Below are 18,314 nucleotides of genomic sequence, written 5' to 3'. Positions count from 1 at the left end.
ACTGCGCATGGCCCGGCCGGTTGGGATGGTCCGGGCCATGCGCATCATGCTGGCTGCAGGAGGAGACGCAAGCCAGTTGTTATTGGGCCTTGACCCACATCGGATAGAGATCGACTTCGCCGGTGAAACGGACCGGGCTGAACTGGAAGCCCTGCAGATAGTCGCGATGCGCCCAGCGGCGGTTCTGCAGCATGCCGAAGACTTCCGGCTGGTCGGCAACGATCTGCTTCTGGATGTCGGCATAAAGCTTGGCGCGGTCATCCCAGCTGGTGGCGGCGCGGGCCTGATCGATCATCTCCGAAACCTTCGGATTGTCGTAGAACATCATCGCATAATACTGGCCCCAGCTCGCCTTGTGGTACTGGTAGGCGACGGCGTCCGGGTCGGTCGAAACCGGGGTGGTGAACACCGAGGTCATGGCCGGCGAGGTCTCGACCTTGGAGCCGGCGGCGACCATGTTCGGCCACTGTTCCGGCTTGACCTCGACGGTAATGCCGAGTTCCTTCAGGTTGTCGAGCAGCACGAGGCCGATGCGGCGGGCTTCTTCGAGGCCTGCGACATGCACGTAGGGAAGGGTGATGCCGCCGTTCGGATAGGCGGATTTCGCGAGATATTCCTTGGCCTTGGCAAGATCCTTGCGCGGGATGCCCGGAACCGAGACGAAGCCCTTCATGGCGTCCGGCAGGGGGCTCGTTTCGAGCGAGGCGGCGCCGTTGTAGATCTGGATCAGCGCATCGTAGTCGACCGCATAGGCGATCGCCTTGCGCAGGTTGATGTCGGCGGTCGGGCCCTTCTGGGTGTTGAACTTGATCCCGAAAGTGGTCATGCCCTTGTGGTCCTGGATGACCACGCCGGGGACGCGCTTGATCTGGATATAGTCGTCGGGCGTCAGTCCTTCGACGATGTCGGCTTCGCCGCGCTGCAAAGCAGCCTTCTGAGCGGCCGGTTCGCGGATGATCTTGTAGATCACGCCGGCGGGACGGTTCTTCTCGCCCTGCGGCCAGCCCTTCCAGTAGCCGTCATTGGCTTCGATCTCGTAGAGAACGTTCGGTTCCCAGCGGCCGAGCTTGAACGGGCCGGAGCCGGCAGCATGGTCGGTCAGCCACTTCTGGCCATAGTCGCCATCCACTTCATGGGCCTTCACCTCGGCCGGGTTGACGACGAACCACCAGGGCAGGAAGGAGAGGAAGGGAGCATAGGGCGCCTTGAGGTCGAAGCGGACGGTGTTGGCGTCCACGGCGACGATGTTTTCCGGCGCCAGGAAGTCCTTGAGCATCCAGGCGACGCCCTTGTTGAGCTTCAGGCCGCGCTCGAAGGAGTAGCGCACGGCTTCGGCAGTCACCGGATCGCCGTTGTGGAATTTTGCGTTCTTGGCGAGGTGGAAGGTCCAGCTCTTGCCGTCGGCGCTGGTTTCCCACTTCTCGGCGAGCCAGGGCTTGATCTCGGCCGGGTTGCCTTCGTACTTGACCAGCGCATCATAGACCGACTGCTGGATCATGCGCGTCGACCAGTCATAACGGACATGTGGATCGAGGACCGGGATCGCCTGCCGGCCGCCGAAGACGATCACATTGCCCTTGTCGGTGCGTTCGAAGGCGTTCGCCGGCGAGGCGAGGATCGAGGAGGCGAGAAGCCCCGCGACCGCGACGGTTTTCAGGATTTTTCCGAACATGTGGTTCCCTCTGTTTTTCATGTGGCTCGGTAATCAGATCATTTGGCGGACGACGCCCGCGACGACGCGGCGCGACAACAGAACCGGGGCGTCGACGGCGCGGCGCACCTCGTCCAGCATCGCGGCGGAATACCCCATGCAGTGCATGACGATGAGGTCGCAGCCTTCCAGCGTCTTCGCCCGCTCGCCGACATCGTCGCCGGCATAGGGCGAGGCGGCCACGAATTTCGGCTCGCCGCTGAAGACATGGCGATCGGCGAAATCCTTCACCTGCCGTTCGAGCGGCAGGATGACTCCGAGCTTGCGGGAGGAGGCGGCGAGCGCCTCGACGGTCGAATCGACGATCCGCTGGGCCTCGACGACCAGCGTGTTTTCGAGCGGATCGATCGCGGTGCCGGTGCAGAGAAGGACGACGAGGTCGAAACCTTGCGCATCGATCTCCCTCAAGAGGACATTCAGCTTTTCTTCGGTCCGCGCCTTGGAGGTGACGATTTCTTCGCCGCTCTTCAGACGCGTCGCGAAGGAATGTTCGCCGTCCACGGCCCGCATCGCGTCCAGTTCAGCCGGGTTCAAACCGTCGAGCACGCCGAATTCACGAAACTCGACGCGACCTTCCGGCAGACCGATGCCGATCTCGGCCATCATTTCCGGAACGACGTCGACACGCGGCGTCTGGCCGATGGTCACGAAGGCGATCTTGGATGTGGAAGGCATGCTCTTGTTCGTTCCCTGCATGGCATTATCGACAGGGAGCCTAACGCCCGGAAGCGCGGCTTCACTATAGGGTAATGCCCCTAGAACGACATGATTCTGACATGGTCAAGACGATCATTTTTTAGGCAAAGACGCCTTTTGGCGCAATTTTCTTGCGCGAGCGACGCTGTTTTCGATCACGGATGGCCGGCGGCGACGACCATGCGGATGAGCGCGTTGGAGGAGGTGACCTCCATCTTGCTCATCACATTCGAGCGGTGGATCTCGACGGTCTTGGGGCTGATGCCGAGCTGGCGGGCGATCGCCTTGTTGGAAAGACCTTCGGCCACCAGCGACAGGACCTGCCGCTCGCGCGGCGTCAAACGAAGGACTTTTTCGGCAAATTCCGGGGAAACGCCCGGCAGGGTGACGGGCTGCGACCGATGCAGGAGAAGCCGGATGGCGCTGGCGACGATACGGCGGGCGAGAACCACGGGCTTGCCGCTGGCCTTCGCGACCATCTGCCGGTCGGCCTCGGTAAAACTCACGGAATTCAGGACGATGATTTCCGCATCGGCGAGATCGACCAGCGCGCTGGCCAAGAGCTTGCGGTCTCCGTCGGCGGCGTAGCTGGCGCAGATCTTGTAGGGGGCGAGCGCGGGGATATCGAGTTCGGCTATCTGCTGCTGCAGCGGCTGGATGAGGCCGACGGAAGAACCGTGCGCCGCAAGCGAAATCACCGCCGATTCCATGGCCCGCTGGGCGTTGACGGTTGGGCAGGTGCTTTCGAAATCGCGGAACAGGCCGGTCGAGAGGATGACGACCAGATCGAATTCGTTGGGCTGGAAGGCGGCGGCGATCTTCGCCATGCGCTCGGCGATGCGCGGCTTGGAGACGACCACGTCGGTATTGTCGGAAAGCCGGGTGACGATGCTCTGTTCGCCCGGCCGCACTTTCAAATCGTCGATTTCGGCCTTGGAAAGCCCGTCCAGCGCGCCGATTTCCAGCGCTTCGATGGGAACGTCGAGATTGGTCAGCATATCCCCGATCAGATCGGCTCGCGGCGTCTGGCCGACGCTCAGGAACATCACCCGATGGTGCGGTTCAGCACCTTCCGGCGAGGTCGGGGCCAGCGCATAGGGGCTCTTCGTCATGTGCAGGGAATCGGTCCTTTTCGATCGTCAAACATGATTGCGCGGGCCATGCCCAAAATCAAGGCAAGCTCATTCTAGGGGCAGTCCCCTATAGGCATCCTTCGTCACTCATGGCTAGGTTCTAGCACATTCTTCGGAGGTAAACATGATCCGTGATTTCGAAGCGGGCGAGATCGACCCGCTTGCCGTTGGCGCCTGGATTCTCGGCACCGGCGGCGGCGGCAGCCCCTATCTGGCGCAGCTCAACCTGAAAAAGCTCTACAAGGACGGCAAGCGCGTCAAGCTGATCGACCCGCAGGCGCTCGATGACGGCGATGCCGTTGCGGTCGTCTCCAAGATGGGCGCGCCGCTGGTCGGCCAGGAGCGTCTCGTCGATCCCGCGCACCTCGCCCGGGCCATGCAACTCATGGAAGAATATACCGGCCGCAAGTTCCGCGCCGTGATGAGCGTCGAGATCGGCGGCGGCAATGCGCTGTCGCCATTCCTCGCCGGCGCCATGCTGGACATTCCGGTCGTCGACGCTGACGCGATGGGTCGTGCCTATCCGGAAGCGCAGATGACGAGCTTTGCGATCGGCGACCTGCCGATGTATCCGCTGACGCTGGTCGATTGCCGCGACAACGAGGCGGTGGTCGCCAAGGCCGCGTCCTGGAAGTGGATGGAGCGCATCTCCCGCAAGATCTGCACCGAAGTCGGCTCGACGGCCGCGACCTGCAAGGCGCCGCGCACCGGCCGCGAAGTCAAGGACTGGGGTGTGCTCTATACCGTCACCAAGGCGGTCAGCCTCGGCCGCGCCGTGCTCGACGCCCGCGCCGCCCATACGGATCCGGTCGAAGCGGTGCTTGCCCATGAAGGTGGCAAGGTGCTGTTCAAGGGCAAGGTCGCCGATGTCGACCGCACCACGACGGGCGGTTTCCTGCGCGGCTCGGCGATGATCGAAGGCCTCGACGGCGATCGCGGCTCGAAGGTGGAGCTCGCCTTCCAGAACGAATGGGCGGTCGCCTTCCGCGACGGCCAGCCGATTGCCATGACGCCGGACCTGATCTGCCTGCTCGACACGGTGTCGGGCGAGGCGATCGGCACCGAGACGGTGCGTTACGGCCAGCGCGTCACGGTCGTGGCGCTTCCGGCGCCGGAGGTGCTGACGAGCCCGAAGGGCCTCGAACACGTGGGCCCGCGCGCCTTCGGATATGACCTGGATTTCAAATCGGTGTTTGCAGCATGAAGCGGATCGGAATTGACGTCGGCGGCACCAATACGGATGCCGTGCTCATCGATGGCGAGAAGGTTCTCTCGGCCATCAAGTTTCCCACCACCTCGGACGTGATGCAGGGCGTGGTGAACGCCATCGGCCATGTGGTCGCCTCGCAGCCGCCGGGTTCGGCGCCCGTAGACGCAGTGATGATCGGCACCACGCATTTTACCAATGCGGTGGTCGAGCGCGCACGTCTCGACCGGGTCGCGGCGATCCGCATCGCCATGCCGGCCGGTGCTTCCCTGCCGCCGATGGTCGACTGGCCGGACGAGCTGCGCGATGCTGTCGATCCACTCTCCTTCATGGTGCATGGCGGCCATGAATATGACGGCCGGCCGCTGGTGCCGCTCGCCCGCGACGAAGTGCGCGACGCGGCGATGAAGATCCGCGATGCGGGCGTCGATTCGGTTGGTATCACGGCGCTTTTCTCGCCGTTGACGGCGGAATGCGAGCTTGAGGCGGCGGAGATCGTCCGTTCGATTATCCCCAACGCGCGGATCACGCTTTCTCATACGCTCGGCCGCATCGGCCTTCTGGAACGCGAGAACGTTACCCTTCTGAACGCCGCGCTGCAGGGGCTCGGCCGCAAGACGATCGATGCCTTCAAGGACGCACTGAAGCAGGCCGGCGTCGATGCGCCGTTCTACCTGACCCAGAACGACGGCACGGTGGTGCTTGCGGATGTTGCCGCCGCCAACCCGGTCTACAGCTTTGCGTCCGGCCCGACCAACTCGATGCGTGGCGCAGCCTTCCTGACCGGCCTCAAGGAGGCGATGGTCATCGACGTCGGCGGCACGACCTCGGATATCGGCTGCCTCGTCGGCGGTTTTCCGCGCGAGGCGAACAATGTCGTCGAAGTCGGCGGCGTCCGCACCCTGTTCCGCATGCCGGACCTGCTGCCGATGGCGCTCGGCGGCGGTACGATCATCGATCCGGAAACCCGCAAGATCGGGCCGCGCTCGGTTGGCTACCGGATCACGGAAAAGGCGCTGGTCTTCGGCGGCGATACGCTGACGACGACGGATGTGGCAGTGGCTGCAGGCCTCGTCGATATCGGCGACCGCGACCGGGTCAAGCATCTCGACAAGGCGCTTGTCGCCGACCTCCTGAAGCGCGTCGAGGCGATGGTGGAAGACGGCGTCGACCGGATGAAGACCTCGGCCGAAGGCGTGCAGCTGATCGCTGTCGGCGGCGGGGCGTTCCTGATCCCGGAAAAGCTGAAAGGCGCGAGCGAAGTGCTGCGCGTCGAACATGCCGGCGTGGCGAACGCGCTCGGTGCTGCGATGGCGCAGGTGTCCGGCGAAGTCGACCAGGTTTTCTCCGACATGTCCCGCGAAAAGGCGATCGCCGAGGCCGACCGGATTGCCCGCGCCCGCGCGGTCGAAGCCGGCGCCAGCCCCGATACGATCGTGACGCTCGATACCGAAGACATTCCGATCGCCTATCTGCCCGGCGACGCACGTCGCGTGCGCGTGCGCGTCGTCGGTGACATCGCCTTCATGAAGGACGAACGGAAACGCGTGGCCGGGGCCTCGCGCTGAAACCCAAAACTCCTCCCAGGGAGCATCGGCGGGCCGGCTTTTTGCCGGGCCGCCGATTTTATTTGGGCTGTCCGGAATTTTGCAAGCGGCGATAGCAGTGCGATCCTGCCCGCCATTCTTCTTCGAAAGAAAGTCCAAAGGTATATTCACTTTACCATAAACGGTAGATAAGCTGACCTCCATCGACGGTATTTCGAGGGACGGCTTGCATGACCGATGAATTCATCCAGGCGCTCAGGCGCGAACTCGCCTCCGATGTCGTTTTTGGTGAGGACATCCCGGTCCGCTTCCACAACGATTGGGGCGGTCTTTCGCCGGTCGTGCCTTTGGCTTTGGTGCGGCCGCGCACGACGGAGCAGGTCTCGGCAACGCTGCGTCTCTGCAACGAATTCAAGGTGCCGGTCGTGCCGCAGGGCGGGTTGACGGGTCTTGCCGGGGGCGCACGGCCGATCGAAAATGGCGTGGCGCTGTCGCTCGACCGCATGAACGGCATCGAGGAAATCGATACGGTGATGGCGACGATGACGGTTCTGGCGGGCACGCCGCTCAGCGTCATCCAGGCGAAGGCGGAAGAGGCCGGGCTGTTCTTCGGGCTGGATCTCGGCGCCCGCGATTCCTGCGTCATCGGCGGCAACCTTGCCACCAATGCCGGCGGCAACCGCGTCATCCGCTTCGGCATGGCGCGTGAGCATGTGCTCGGCCTCGAAGTGGTGCTGCCGGACGGCACGATCGTCACGTCGCTGAACAAGATGCTGAAGAACAATGCCGGCTACGACCTGAAACAGCTGTTCATCGGCTCGGAAGGCACGCTCGGGGTCATCACCCGCGCCGTGCTGCGGCTGCAGGCCAAGCCGGCGGAACTCGCCAGCGCCTTCTGCGGCTGCCCGGATTTCCCCTCGCTTCTGGAGCTCCTGAAGAGCGCTCGCCAGAACATGGGATCGGCGCTGACCTCGTTCGAGGTGATGTGGCCGAGCTTTTACGACTTCATGACCGGCAAGCTGCCCGACCTGCGCCGTGCCTTCAAGGAGCCGCACGGGATCTATGTGCTGATCGAAACCGGTGGGCGCAATGCCGAGGAAAACCGGGCATTGCTGGAGCAGGTGCTGTCCGATGCGCTGGAAGCCGGCTGGGTTTCCGATGCGGTCCTGCCGTCCTCCGAACGCGAGAGCAAGGATCTCTGGGCGGTGCGCGAAAGCGTGTCTGAATACGGCAAGCTGATGGGGCCGCTGACCGCCTTCGACGTCGGCCTGCCGACCAGCGCCGCCGGCCGGGTGGTGGAGGAGATCGAGGCCGCGATGAAAGCCCGCTGGCCGGATGCGATCGCGGTCAGCTACGGCCATATCGGCGACAGCAACCTGCATCTCGTCTGCAACATTCCGTCCGCCGGCAATGACCAGCCGCACAAGGAGATCACCGAACTGGTGTTCGGGTCGATTGCGCGGGAAGGCGGCACGATTTCCGCCGAACACGGGATCGGCCTCCTGAAGAAGCCGTATCTCAAGCTGTCGCGCACGCCGGAGGAACTGGCGCTGATGGCGCGCATCAAGCTGGCGCTCGACCCGAACAACATTCTGAACACCGGCAAGGTGCTTTCGGTCTGAGCGGGACAGGAGATGCCGGTGGATCGACATTTTCAGCCCGTCAAGGTTCTGCTCCCGAGCGAAGAGGTGGCGCGCCGGCTGGCGGATGCCATCCGGGCGGGATTTTTCCGTCTCGGCTCCCGGCTTCCTTCCGAACGCAGCATCGCCGAGCAGATGCAGGTGAGCCGCCCGACGGTGCGTGAGGCGGTGAAGCTGCTGGTCGAGGCGAATATCCTCACCGTCAGGCCGGGGGCGGGTGGAGGCACGTTCGTCAGCAGCGAGATCGTGCCGCTCGACCTGATCGTGCCGAAGCCGGACATGCGGCCCGGCGATATCGACGAGGCGATCGAGGTGCGCCGGCTGATCCTGCCCTGGGTGGCGCAGATCGCTGCGCAATATGCCGAGGATGCGGATTTCGACCGGATGCGGGAGGCGATCCGGTTCGGCCGCGATGCGCTGCCGCCGCCCGAGGTCACCAGGAGCAGCCCCGAGCACATCAGTTCGATCATCATTGCCTCGATGCGTTTCGATCTTGCCCTGGCGCAGGCGACCCGCAACGGCCTCGTCCTGGAACTGATGGAACTGCTGCTGCAATGGGTAGAGCCGATGCGGCACCGGACCCTGCACACACGGGCGGATCTTGCGCTGTCACTCGAATTGATCGAGATCATGCTGCAGGCGATCGAATCCGGCGATCCGGGCCGGATCGCCGCGATCACCGAACGGCGGCTCGGCATTCTGGAAAATGCCCTGGAAGAACAGACGGGACGGCGGCTGCGGCGCAACCGGCGGCCGGCGACCGGAGGCTGATCAGGCGCCCAGGCTTTCGTGCCAGGCGGCGCGATAGGCGTCGATCGTCCAGGACGGCGTGGGCACGGCGCGGCCGGGCTTGGTTTTCGGCGAGATGGCCGCCAGAAGTGCTGCGCCCTGGCTGGTACCGGTCGAGCCTGGAAGCGCCATGACCTCGCGGCCGAGCAGCGCGGTCAGCGCCTGCAGATAGGCCGGGTTGGCGGAAAAGGGGCCTTCGACAAGAACCGGTCCTTTCGCCCCGATAAGGTCGAGACAGGTCTCCGTCATCAGCGCGAGGTAAAGGCAGGCGGCGGCCCAGCGCTGATCGGTCGAGGCGTCGGTGTCGTTGATCCATTGCCGCTCGCGGCCGGGGAAAGGGCCCGAACCGCCCGCAATGTTCGGCAGGAGCATCAGGCGTCTGGCGATGACATCCGGCATGGCCGCCAGCGCCGCTTCCGGCGACAGCGGGCCGAGTTCGGCCGTCAGCATCTCGAATTCGCGGCCGCCCATGAAGCGGCTCGAGGGGACGGCGCGCCCATAGGCATCGACATTGGCGAGGGCATCTCGCCGCGGGTCGAGATGATCGAGATCACCGCCGACCGCGAAGTTGATGACCCACGTGCCGGTCGAGACGACCGCGAACGGCGGCTCGCGCCCGACCAGATGCGGCAGCAGGGACGCGTTGGAATCGTGGATGCCGCAATGGACCGGGACAGGCCCTGCAAGGCCGGCCCGGGCCGCGGTGTCCGGCAGCAGCGGGCCGAGCGTGTCGAAGGCGGAGCGCACCGGTGCCATCCGGTCGCGGATGCCGAGCGCATCGACCAGTGATGAATAGGTCCCTTCACGTGGCCGCCAGAGATCCGTGTGGCAGCCGAGCGAGGTGACTTCGTTCACCGCCACGCCGGTCAGCCGGAATGCCCAATATTGCGGGTAGGTGAGGATGGTGCGGACGCGGGCGAACGCTTCGGGAAAAACCGTCTTCTGGTAGTGAAGCTGTGCACCGACATTCAGGCCTGCGGAGAGCGGCGGAGAAAAGGTTTCCGAAAAGGGCGGGCGCAGCGTTTGATAGGCACTGCGGATCTCCGCCGGATATTCGTGTTCGTAATCGAGCACCGGCAGCGCCAGCTCTCCCTCGGTATCGAGAAGCGCCGCCGACGCGCCGTGTGTGGTGATGGAGATGGCGTCGAAGCCGGGCTGTGCGGCAAAGGCGGACAATGCTTCGAGCACGAAAGCCCACAAGGCTTCGATATCGTAGTGCGGGTAAGGCGGGCCGGGCAGAACGCGGTTCGGCGTGCGCTTTTCGGCGATTTCCTCGCCGGTCGTGCAGTCCAGAATCACGACCTTGGCGTTGGTCTTGCCGATATCGAGGACGGCGATCTTTTCCGGCGTCGTCATGGCAGGTGGAATACCGTCACCAGATCGCTCTGGACCGGCGAATTGTCCGGATTGGTTTCCATGATGTCGGCCATATGCGCCCACCATTTCTTCATCACCGGATGATCCGGCAGGCTTGCCATCGTGTGATCCGCCGGCCGGCTCAGCACGCCGAACAGCGTATTGGTCTCCCGGTCGAGGTGGATCGAATAGTCGCTGGCGCCAGCCTGGTGCAGGAGATCCACAAGCTCCGGCCAGATCTCGTCATGGCGCTTGCGGTATTCCGCTTCCATACCCGGATGAAGCTTCATCTTGAAGGCGTGTTTCTGAAGGCTCATCAGCTCATTTCCTTGATGCGGCGGGCGATGATCGGGATTGCGATGGTGACGATCAGCAGCAGGCCGACGAAGATCGACATGACGATGCCGGGCACGTTGAGCAGTCCCAGCCCGAAGGTGACGAGGCCCATGACGAAGGCGGCGATGACGACGCCGGCGATGGTGCCCGCGCCGCCGAGGATGGAGACGCCGCCGAGCACGACCATGGTGACGACTTCCAGCTCCCAGCCTTGCGCGATCGATGGACGGGTCGAGCCGAGGCGGGAGGTGAGGCAGACGGAGGCGACGCCCGCCATCAGCCCGGTCAGCAGGAAGAGGGTGAACTTCACGCGCTCCACCGGAATGCCGGAAAAGCGGGCGGCGAATTCGTTGTTGCCGATCACATAAACCTGCCGGCCGAAATTCGTGGCGTGCAGGAGAACGCCGAAAGCTGCGGCGAGCACGATGAACAGCACGAATTCGAAGGAAAACACCCAGGCCACGTAGCCCTGGCCGAAATAGGCGAAGCTTGCCGGATATTTGCCATAGGCCTGGTCGCCCAACACGATATAGGAAATGCCGCGGAAGAGGCTCATCGTACCGATCGTGACCACGATCGACGGCAGTCTGAGGCCGGCGACGAGCAGGCCGTTAAACGCGCCGCAGACGAGGCCGGTGCCGATGCCGATCGCGACCAGGCCGGGCGTGCCGATGCCGGCCTGGGCTGCTGCACCCATGGCGGTCGAGGCAAGCGCGATGATGGCGGCCACCGACAGGTCGATCTCGCCGGCGATGACGAGCAGCGCCATGGCAAAGGCGATCATCGCCTTTTCGGTGAAATTGAACGTGGCGTCGGAAAGGTTCCAGGCGTTCAGAAAGTAAGGCGAAGCTAACGAATTGAAGACGAAGATCAGCACCGCCACGCCGAAGAGCAGGACTTCCCAGCTTGCCAGGAGGCGCGAGGTCCTGCTGCCGAGACGGTCGGGGATGATCCGTTTTGACGATGCGGCGTCGCTCATGCGGAGACCTCCTTTGCACCCCGGTCACGCAGGATGATGCGGCCGGCCTTGCGTTCGGCGCGGGCGTTGAAGACGACGGCGAGCACGATGACGATGCCGGAAATGGCCATCTGCGCGAAGGGCGAAATGCCGATCACCGGCAGGGCGTTCTTGATGACGCCGAGGAAAAGCGCGCCGAGCACGGCGCCGGCGACCGAGCCGATGCCGCCGGCGATCGAGATGCCGCCGATGACGCAGGCGGCCACCGTATCGAGTTCGAAGCCTGCGGCAATGTCCACATAGGCGACCGCATAACGCGACACCCAGAGATAACCGGAGAGACCGGCGAGCGCGCCCGATACCACGAAGGCGATGAATTTCGTCCAGCCGATATCGATGCCGGCATAGACCGCGGCCGTCGGATTGCCGCCTGAGGCATAGGCCGCGCGGCCGAAGGGCAGCCGGGTCAGCACGAACCAGGCGCCGAGCACGATGAGGAGCGCGATCCAGGAGAGGATCGGCAGGCCGAGCACGGGCAGGCGCGGCACGTTGAGGAAGGTGGCCCCCATCTGGTGGGCGTTCACCCAGCCGCCGCCCGACAGCACGAAGGCCATGCCGCGATAGATGGTGAGCGTCCCGAGCGTCACGACGATTGGCGGTATCCGCAGCGCCCAGACGAGGTAGCCGTTGATCGCGCCCAGAAAGGCGCCGATGCCGATCGCCATGACGATGAGCAGGGCGAGCGGCAGCTCGGGATAGGCGGTATTGGTCATGGCGACCGCCATGCCGGTGAAGGCAAGGTTGGCGGCGACCGAGAGATCGATCGACTTGGTCAGGATCACCGTCATCTGGCCGAGCGCAAGGATGATCAGGATCGAGGTGTCATTGAAGATGTTGGCGAGGTTGCCGGGCGCCGCGAAACCCTGCGCGCGGGCGGAGAAGCCGGCGATCATGATCGCGATGATGACAGTAAGCAGGATCTCGCGGTTCTTCAGGAGGCGGTTCATCGGTTTCTCCTCACTGGTTGCCGGTCGCGGCGCGGACCAGCGCTTCGGCGCTCAGGGCCTCGCGCTCGAACATGCCGGCGGCGAGGCCCTCGCGCATCACCATCACCCGGTCGGACATGCCGAGGATTTCTGGAAGCTCCGAGGACACCATGATGATCGACAGGCCTTCGGCTGCGAGTTCGCTGATGAAGGCGTGCACCGCGGCCTTGGAGCCGATGTCGATGCCCTTGGTCGGTTCGTCGAGAATGATCACCTTCGGCTGCGTCGCCAGCCATTTGCCGATGACGACCTTCTGCTGGTTGCCGCCGGAGAGCGTGCCGACCGGCACGGAAAGGGCGGCGGCGCGCAGGTCCAGCCTCTCGGCATATTTGCGGGCGAGCGAGAGTTCGTTGGCGGCTTTCAGGAAGCCGGCCCGGGACGTCTTGCCGAGCGACGGCAGCGACATGTTCTGGAAGATCGGCATCGGCAGCGCCAGTCCGTGACGGCCGCGTTCCTCCGGCACGTAGACGATGCCGGCACGGATCGCATCGCCCGAGAAGCGCAGGTCGAGGGGGGTACCGTCCAGCACGAGCCGGCCGGACGAGGGCCGCGTCATGCCGAACAGCGACTGGCAGAGTTCCGAGCGACCGGCGCCGATCAGGCCATAGAGGCCAAGGATTTCGCCGCGGCGGAGCTCGAAGGAAATGTCGCGGAATTCCGTCGGGTGGCAGTAGTTTTCGACGCGCAACACCGGGGCGCCGATCTTGACCTCGACCTTGGGGAAAACGTCCTTGACGTCGCGGCCGACCATCAGCCGGACGATCTCGTCCTGCGGCGTCTCCTTCAGCCGGCCATGGCCGACGGCGCGGCCATCGCGGAAAACCACGAAATTCTCGGCGATCTCATAGACCTCGTCGAACTTGTGGCTGATGAAGAGGATCGCCTTGCCCTGCCGCTTCAGGCCCTCGACGATGCGGAAGAGGTCGTCGATCTCCTTGCGGGAGAGGGCGGCGGTGGGCTCGTCCATGATGACGATGCGTGCTTCGACGGAGAGCGCCCGGGCGATCGCCACCAGATGGCGCTGGGCGATGGAGAGGTCGCGGAGGCGGATGGTCGGGTCGATCTCGCTTTCGAGCTGAAGCATCAGCGCCTTGGCGCCGGAATTGATCTTCCGCCAGTCGATCGTGCCGAACCGGGTGCGGGGGGCATGCCCGAGAAAGATGTTTTCCGCGACGCTCAACTCATCGAAGAGTACCGTTTCCTGATGGATGGCGGTGACGCCGACGTCGATCGCGGCCTGCGCGCTCGAAAACGTGGTAGCCGCGCCGTCGATTAGGATCTCGCCCTCGTTGGGGCGGTAGATGCCGGTCAGGATCTTGACCAGCGTCGACTTGCCGGCGCCGTTTTCGCCGATGAGCGCCGTCACCTGGCCCGGATAGAGCTTGATGCTGACGCTATCGAGGGCTTTGACGCCCGGAAAGATCTGGCTGATGCCGCGCATTTCCAGGATCGGCGTTTCCGCGGCAAGCGGGGGCACTTCGGGTCTCTGGTCGGCCGTGGGTGCGACAGCGTTCATCATAAATCAGCCAGTAAAATCGGAAAAAGAGGTCCGGCGGTCATTCGCGGCCGCCGGCAGGAGTAGTTCAAAGATCAGAAGATCTTGGAGAACTCGTCGATGTTCTTGGCATTATAGACGAACGGGTCGGCCATCGCGGCTTCGCCATTGTCGCCGACCTTGATCGAGCCCATGCGGCCGGCCTTGATGGCGGAGCCGGGCTTGGCGTCGGTATCGCCCTTGACCAGGTGATAGGCGATCTGGGTCGCGGAATAACCGAGGTCGATCGGATTCCAGATGGCGAATTCCTTGGTCGCGCCGGACTTGATGGCGCCGGCCATTTCAGACGGCAGGCCAAGACCGGTCACATAGACCTTGCCGATCATGCCGGCATCCTTGACGGCCTGCGAAGCGGCGAGCACGCCGACCGTGGTCGGGGCGACGATGACCTTGACGTTCGGCTGCGACTTCAGCAACCCTTGAGCTTCGCGATAGGACTTGTCGGCGAGGTCGTCACCATAGACGGTCGTGGCGAGGTTGAGGCCGGGGAAGTCCTTGAGCTGCTTCTTCATCTCGGCGATCCAGGTGTTCTGGTTCGTCGAAGTGGTGGTGGCGGACAGGATGGCGAAATCGCCCTTGCCGCCGTCCAGGTGATCCTTGGCGAGCGTCAGGCACATCTTGCCGATCAGTTCGTTGGAAGACGGGTTCAGGTGCATGATGCGGCCTTCCTTGGCCACTGCCGAATCCCAGGAGATCACCTTGATGCCGCGCTGGGCGGCCTTTTTCAGCGCCGGGATAACGGCATCCGGATCGTTGGCGGAGATGGCGATCGCATCCACGCCTTGGGCGATCAGCGAGTTGATCACTTCGATCTGGCCTTCGGCCGTCGTGGAGGTCGGGCCGGTATAGATGACCTGGACGCCGCCGAGTTCCTTGGCGGCTTCCTGGGCGCCCTTATTGGCCGCTTCGAAGAAGCCGTTGCCAAGCGATTTGACGACGAGCGCGATCTTCACGTCGGCGGCGCTTGCCGCCGTTGTCATTGCGGCGAAGGCGAGCGCCACGCCGATGGCGAGTTTCTTTGCAAGTTTCATGTTGGTCCTCCCGGTTGATAGTTCGATCTTCCTCCCGCCGGTCGCTCCTCACGCGGCCGACGAGGAATCCTCCTTGGCCATGTCCGCTGCCGCGGCACCGGCGATAATCAGCTTGACGCCCGCATCCTCGATCATCCGCGCGGCGTCGTCGGTCACGCCGTCATCGGTGATGACGGTGGTCACCCGTTCCAGCGGGCACAGGATCAGGCTCGATCGGCGCGAAAACTTCGACGAATCCACCATCACGATCAGTTCCTCGGCCTGGTGCATCAGCTTCTGCTCGCTCTGGATCACCAGCGCATCGGCTTCCATCACGCCGAGCGGGCCGACCCCCTGCGCGCCGATGAACATGCGCCGGGCATAAAAATTGCGGATCGCGTCATTGTCGAAGGGCGACAGGATCAGGCTCTGCTCGCGGTAGATCGCTCCGCCCGGTATCGTCACGGTGTTCTTCGAATGCTTGACCAGATGTTCGGCTATCGCGAATGAATTGGTCATCACCTGCAGCCGCCGCGCCGACATGAAATGCACCATCTGGAACGTCGTCGTGCCGCCGTTGATGATGATGGAATCGCCTTCGTCGCAGAGTTCCACGGCACGGCGGGCGATTGCGCGCTTCTTGTCGATATTGACCGATTCCGACACCCGGAACGAGCGGGCCGCCAGCTGGCCGATCTGCGGCGGATGTACCGCCTCGGCGCCGCCCCGGACCCGCCTGAGCTTGCCCTGAACGTGCAGCGAGGCGATGTCGCGCCGGATCGTCGCTTCCGAGGCCTCGGTCAATTCGGCGATATCCTGCACCGTGATGACGGGCTTTTCCTGGATAGCGCTCAAAATGATGCGATGGCGTTCACGTTCGTGCATGGGGTTCCTCCTGGCCGACAACTATTGCTGGAAAATTTACGATGTCAATCAGAAACGATCAAATTCGCTTTTATTGCGCTGCACAATGAAAGTTTATGATCGTTTGTGATTGACAGATAGCGCGGCAATGCGCGATACCCACAGCATGGAGATGGCGGCTGCACCGTCGCCGTGAGCCGAAAACACGTTGGGAGGACAAGCGATGTCGGGCCAAACCCGCCTTCTCGAAAACCGTTGGAACGATGCGCAGGCCGCCAAGCTCGACGAGCCGGGCAAGCTGCTCTATCGCTCCAATCTTCTCGGTGCCGACAAGCGCATCACCAATTACGGCGGCGGCAATACGTCTGCCAAGGTGATGGAAACCGATCCGCTGACCGGCGAAAAAGTGAAGGTCATGTGGGTCAAGGGCTCGGGCGGCGATGTCGGCACGATCAAGCTCGACGGTTTTGCCACTCTCTACATGGACAAGCTGGAAGCGCTGAAAGGGCTCTACAAGGGCGTCGAAGACGAGGACCGCATGGTCGGCTTCCTGCCGCACTGCACCTTCAACCTCAATCCGCGCGCCGCTTCCATCGATACGCCGCTGCACGGCTTCGTGCCGTTCACGCATGTGGACCACATGCACCCGGACGCGATCATCGCGATCGCGGCTTCGAGGAATTCGAAGGAACTGACGCAGCAGATTTTTGGCGCCGAGATCGGTTGGCTGCCGTGGCGGCGGCCGGGTTTCCAGCTCGGGCTCGATCTCGAAGCCTTCGTCAAGGCCAATCCGACCGCCAAGGGCGTCGTGCTGGAAAGCCACGGCCTGTTCACCTGGGCGAATGACGCCAAGGCCTGCTACGAGCTGACGCTCGACATCATCAACAAGGCGATCGAATGGTTTGCCGAGCAGACCGAAGGCAAGACGATCTTTGGCGGAGCGGTGGCGAAGAGCCTGCCCGCCTCGGAGCGCCGTGCGATCGCGGCGCGGCTGATGCCGGAAATCCGCGGCCGGATCGGCAAGGCGGAGCGCAAGCTCGGCCATTTCGACGACCAGGACGCGGTGCTGGAATTCGTCAACTCCAATAATTTGAAGCCGCTCGGCGCGCTCGGGACCTCCTGCCCGGATCATTTCCTGCGCACAAAAATCCGTCCGCTGATCCTTGATCTCGATCCTGCCAAGCCGGATGTCGACGCGGTTCTTTCCGGTCTCGACAAGGCGCTTGAGGACTACCGCGCCGACTACACGCGCTATTACGAGGCCTGCAAGCACGACAATTCGCCGAAGATCCGCGATCCCAATCCGGTCGTCTTTCTCATTCCCGGCGTCGGCCTGCTGTCGTTCGCGCGTGACAAGGCGACCGCCCGCATCGCCGGCGAGTTCTACGTCAACGCCATCAACGTGATGCGAGGCGCCTCCACCGTTTCCGAATATCAGGGCCTGCCGGAACAGGAGGCCTTCGATATCGAATACTGGCTGCTCGAAGAGGCAAAGCTGCAGCGCATGCCGAAGCCGAAGAGCCTTGCCGGGCAGGTGGCCTTCGTCACCGGCGGCGCCGGCGGCATCGGGCGGGCGACGGCCGCAAGGCTGATGGGCGAGGGTGCCTGCGTGGTGCTTGCCGATATCGACGGCGGTGCGCTCGAGACGACCAAGGCCGATTTCGAAAAGTCCTTCGGCAAGGATGCCGTGCGCGGTGTTCTGCTCGACGTGACGACCGAGGACGCTGTAATCACCGCGTTTGCCGAGGCCAGCGTGGAATTCGGCGGTGTCGATATCCTCGTCTCGAATGCCGGGATCGCGTCTTCCGCATCGGTCGAGGAGACGACGCTTGCCATGTGGAGCAAGAATATCGACATCCTGGCGACGGGTTATTTCCTCGTTTCGCGGGAGGCCTTCCGGCTGTTCCGGCGCCAGAATCTCGGCGGCAACGTCGTGTTCGTCGCGTCCAAGAATGGCCTTGCCTCGTCGCCGAACGCGTCGGCCTATTGCACGGCCAAGGCTGCCGAAATCCATCTCGCTCGCTGCCTGGCGCTGGAAGGCGCCGATGCCGGCATCCGGGTCAATACCGTCAATCCCGATGCGGTGCTGCGCGGCTCCAAGATCTGGAACGGCGAATGGCGCGAACAGCGGGCCGCTTCCTCGAAGATCGAGGTGAGCGACCTGGAAGAGCACTACCGCAAGCGTTCGATGCTGAAGCTCAACGTCTTCCCGGAGGATATCGCCGAGGCGATCTACTTCCTGGCGTCGGATGCCTCGGCGAAATCGACCGGCAATATCATCAACGTCGATGCGGGGAATGCGCAGAGTTTTACGCGTTGAGCAAGTTCTGCCCCTCACCCTGACCCTCTCCCCGTTCTGACGGGGAGAGGGGACGTGCCCCACGCAACGTCGGAGAGGGTTGTAGGCGGCGCGGCATATGTCCTTCTCCCCGCATGCGGGGAGAAGGTGCCGGCAGGCGGATGAGG

At 63.7% G+C, this 18,314-nt stretch carries 15 protein-coding genes; 5 read left to right on the top strand and 10 right to left on the bottom strand.

Annotated elements, in window-relative coordinates:
• Nucleotides 1-79 precede the first annotated feature (79 nt).
• From J2X76_RS29130 to J2X76_RS29120, 3 genes are all read right to left on the bottom strand, one after another.
• Nucleotides 80-1,672: an ABC transporter substrate-binding protein gene (locus tag J2X76_RS29130; protein ID WP_310221065.1), complete on the bottom strand. Its 1,593-nt coding sequence runs from the start codon at nucleotides 1,670-1,672 to the stop codon at nucleotides 80-82.
• A gap of 33 nt (nucleotides 1,673-1,705) precedes the next feature.
• Nucleotides 1,706-2,386, bottom strand: a complete 681-nt coding sequence (locus J2X76_RS29125) for an AroM family protein (protein WP_162732505.1) — start codon at nucleotides 2,384-2,386, stop codon at nucleotides 1,706-1,708.
• A gap of 176 nt (nucleotides 2,387-2,562) precedes the next feature.
• Complete coding sequence (locus J2X76_RS29120; RefSeq protein ID WP_310221062.1) at nucleotides 2,563-3,519, bottom strand: AroM family protein; 957 nt, start codon at nucleotides 3,517-3,519, stop codon at nucleotides 2,563-2,565.
• A gap of 145 nt (nucleotides 3,520-3,664) precedes the next feature.
• Between J2X76_RS29120 and J2X76_RS29115 the strand changes: the two genes are divergently transcribed.
• The 4 genes from J2X76_RS29115 to J2X76_RS29100 all read left to right on the top strand — a co-directional run bounded on the left by J2X76_RS29115 (nucleotide 3,665) and on the right by J2X76_RS29100 (nucleotide 8,705).
• Complete coding sequence (locus J2X76_RS29115; protein ID WP_113131619.1) at nucleotides 3,665-4,744, top strand: DUF917 domain-containing protein; 1,080 nt, start codon at nucleotides 3,665-3,667, stop codon at nucleotides 4,742-4,744.
• Complete coding sequence (locus J2X76_RS29110; protein ID WP_310221059.1) at nucleotides 4,741-6,315, top strand: hydantoinase/oxoprolinase family protein; 1,575 nt, start codon at nucleotides 4,741-4,743, stop codon at nucleotides 6,313-6,315. The genes J2X76_RS29115 and J2X76_RS29110 overlap by 4 nt, the downstream gene beginning before the upstream one ends.
• Nucleotides 6,316-6,524: 209 nt before the next feature.
• Nucleotides 6,525-7,916 (top strand): FAD-binding oxidoreductase, encoded by a 1,392-nt coding sequence (locus J2X76_RS29105; RefSeq protein WP_310221057.1) that lies wholly within the window; start codon nucleotides 6,525-6,527, stop codon nucleotides 7,914-7,916.
• A gap of 18 nt (nucleotides 7,917-7,934) precedes the next feature.
• Nucleotides 7,935-8,705, top strand: coding sequence for a GntR family transcriptional regulator (locus tag J2X76_RS29100; protein WP_310221053.1), 771 nt, complete (start codon nucleotides 7,935-7,937; stop codon nucleotides 8,703-8,705).
• On the opposite strand, the gene J2X76_RS29095 is transcribed toward J2X76_RS29100, so the two are convergent.
• From J2X76_RS29095 to J2X76_RS29065, 7 genes are all read right to left on the bottom strand, one after another.
• Nucleotides 8,706-10,079, bottom strand: coding sequence for an FGGY-family carbohydrate kinase (locus J2X76_RS29095; RefSeq protein ID WP_310221051.1), 1,374 nt, complete (start codon nucleotides 10,077-10,079; stop codon nucleotides 8,706-8,708). It lies immediately after the preceding gene.
• Nucleotides 10,076-10,396 carry an L-rhamnose mutarotase gene (rhaM, locus tag J2X76_RS29090; RefSeq protein WP_310221049.1) on the bottom strand — a complete coding sequence of 107 codons (321 nt, stop codon included), beginning with the start codon at nucleotides 10,394-10,396 and terminating at the stop codon, nucleotides 10,076-10,078. Before rhaM ends, J2X76_RS29095 begins: the two co-directional genes overlap by 4 nt.
• The gene (locus J2X76_RS29085; RefSeq protein WP_310221048.1) at nucleotides 10,396-11,394 is read right to left on the bottom strand and encodes an ABC transporter permease; all 999 of its coding nucleotides are present in this window, start codon (nucleotides 11,392-11,394) and stop codon (nucleotides 10,396-10,398) included. Before J2X76_RS29085 ends, rhaM begins: the two co-directional genes overlap by 1 nt.
• A complete protein-coding gene (locus tag J2X76_RS29080; RefSeq protein WP_310221046.1) occupies nucleotides 11,391-12,380 on the bottom strand; it encodes an ABC transporter permease in 990 nt (329 codons plus the stop codon). Before J2X76_RS29080 ends, J2X76_RS29085 begins: the two co-directional genes overlap by 4 nt.
• A 10-nt stretch (nucleotides 12,381-12,390) precedes the next feature.
• Nucleotides 12,391-13,860 carry a sugar ABC transporter ATP-binding protein gene (locus J2X76_RS29075; protein ID WP_310221178.1) on the bottom strand — a complete coding sequence of 490 codons (1,470 nt, stop codon included), beginning with the start codon at nucleotides 13,858-13,860 and terminating at the stop codon, nucleotides 12,391-12,393.
• Nucleotides 13,861-14,009: 149 nt separating this feature from the next.
• Nucleotides 14,010-15,005: a rhamnose ABC transporter substrate-binding protein gene (gene rhaS, locus J2X76_RS29070; RefSeq protein ID WP_113131515.1), complete on the bottom strand. Its 996-nt coding sequence runs from the start codon at nucleotides 15,003-15,005 to the stop codon at nucleotides 14,010-14,012.
• Nucleotides 15,006-15,053: 48 nt separating this feature from the next.
• Complete coding sequence (locus tag J2X76_RS29065; RefSeq protein ID WP_113131516.1) at nucleotides 15,054-15,869, bottom strand: DeoR/GlpR family DNA-binding transcription regulator; 816 nt, start codon at nucleotides 15,867-15,869, stop codon at nucleotides 15,054-15,056.
• 202 nt (nucleotides 15,870-16,071) lie between these two features.
• Here J2X76_RS29065 and J2X76_RS29060 point away from each other — a divergent pair, with 202 nt between their 5' ends.
• Complete coding sequence (locus J2X76_RS29060; RefSeq protein WP_310221045.1) at nucleotides 16,072-18,168, top strand: bifunctional rhamnulose-1-phosphate aldolase/short-chain dehydrogenase; 2,097 nt, start codon at nucleotides 16,072-16,074, stop codon at nucleotides 18,166-18,168.
• Nucleotides 18,169-18,314 lie beyond the last annotated feature (146 nt).

Source organism: Neorhizobium sp. 2083, assembly GCF_031455615.1.
Taxonomy (GTDB): Bacteria; Pseudomonadota; Alphaproteobacteria; order Rhizobiales; family Rhizobiaceae; genus Neorhizobium.
This window is presented reverse-complemented; position numbering and strand designations above follow the sequence as displayed.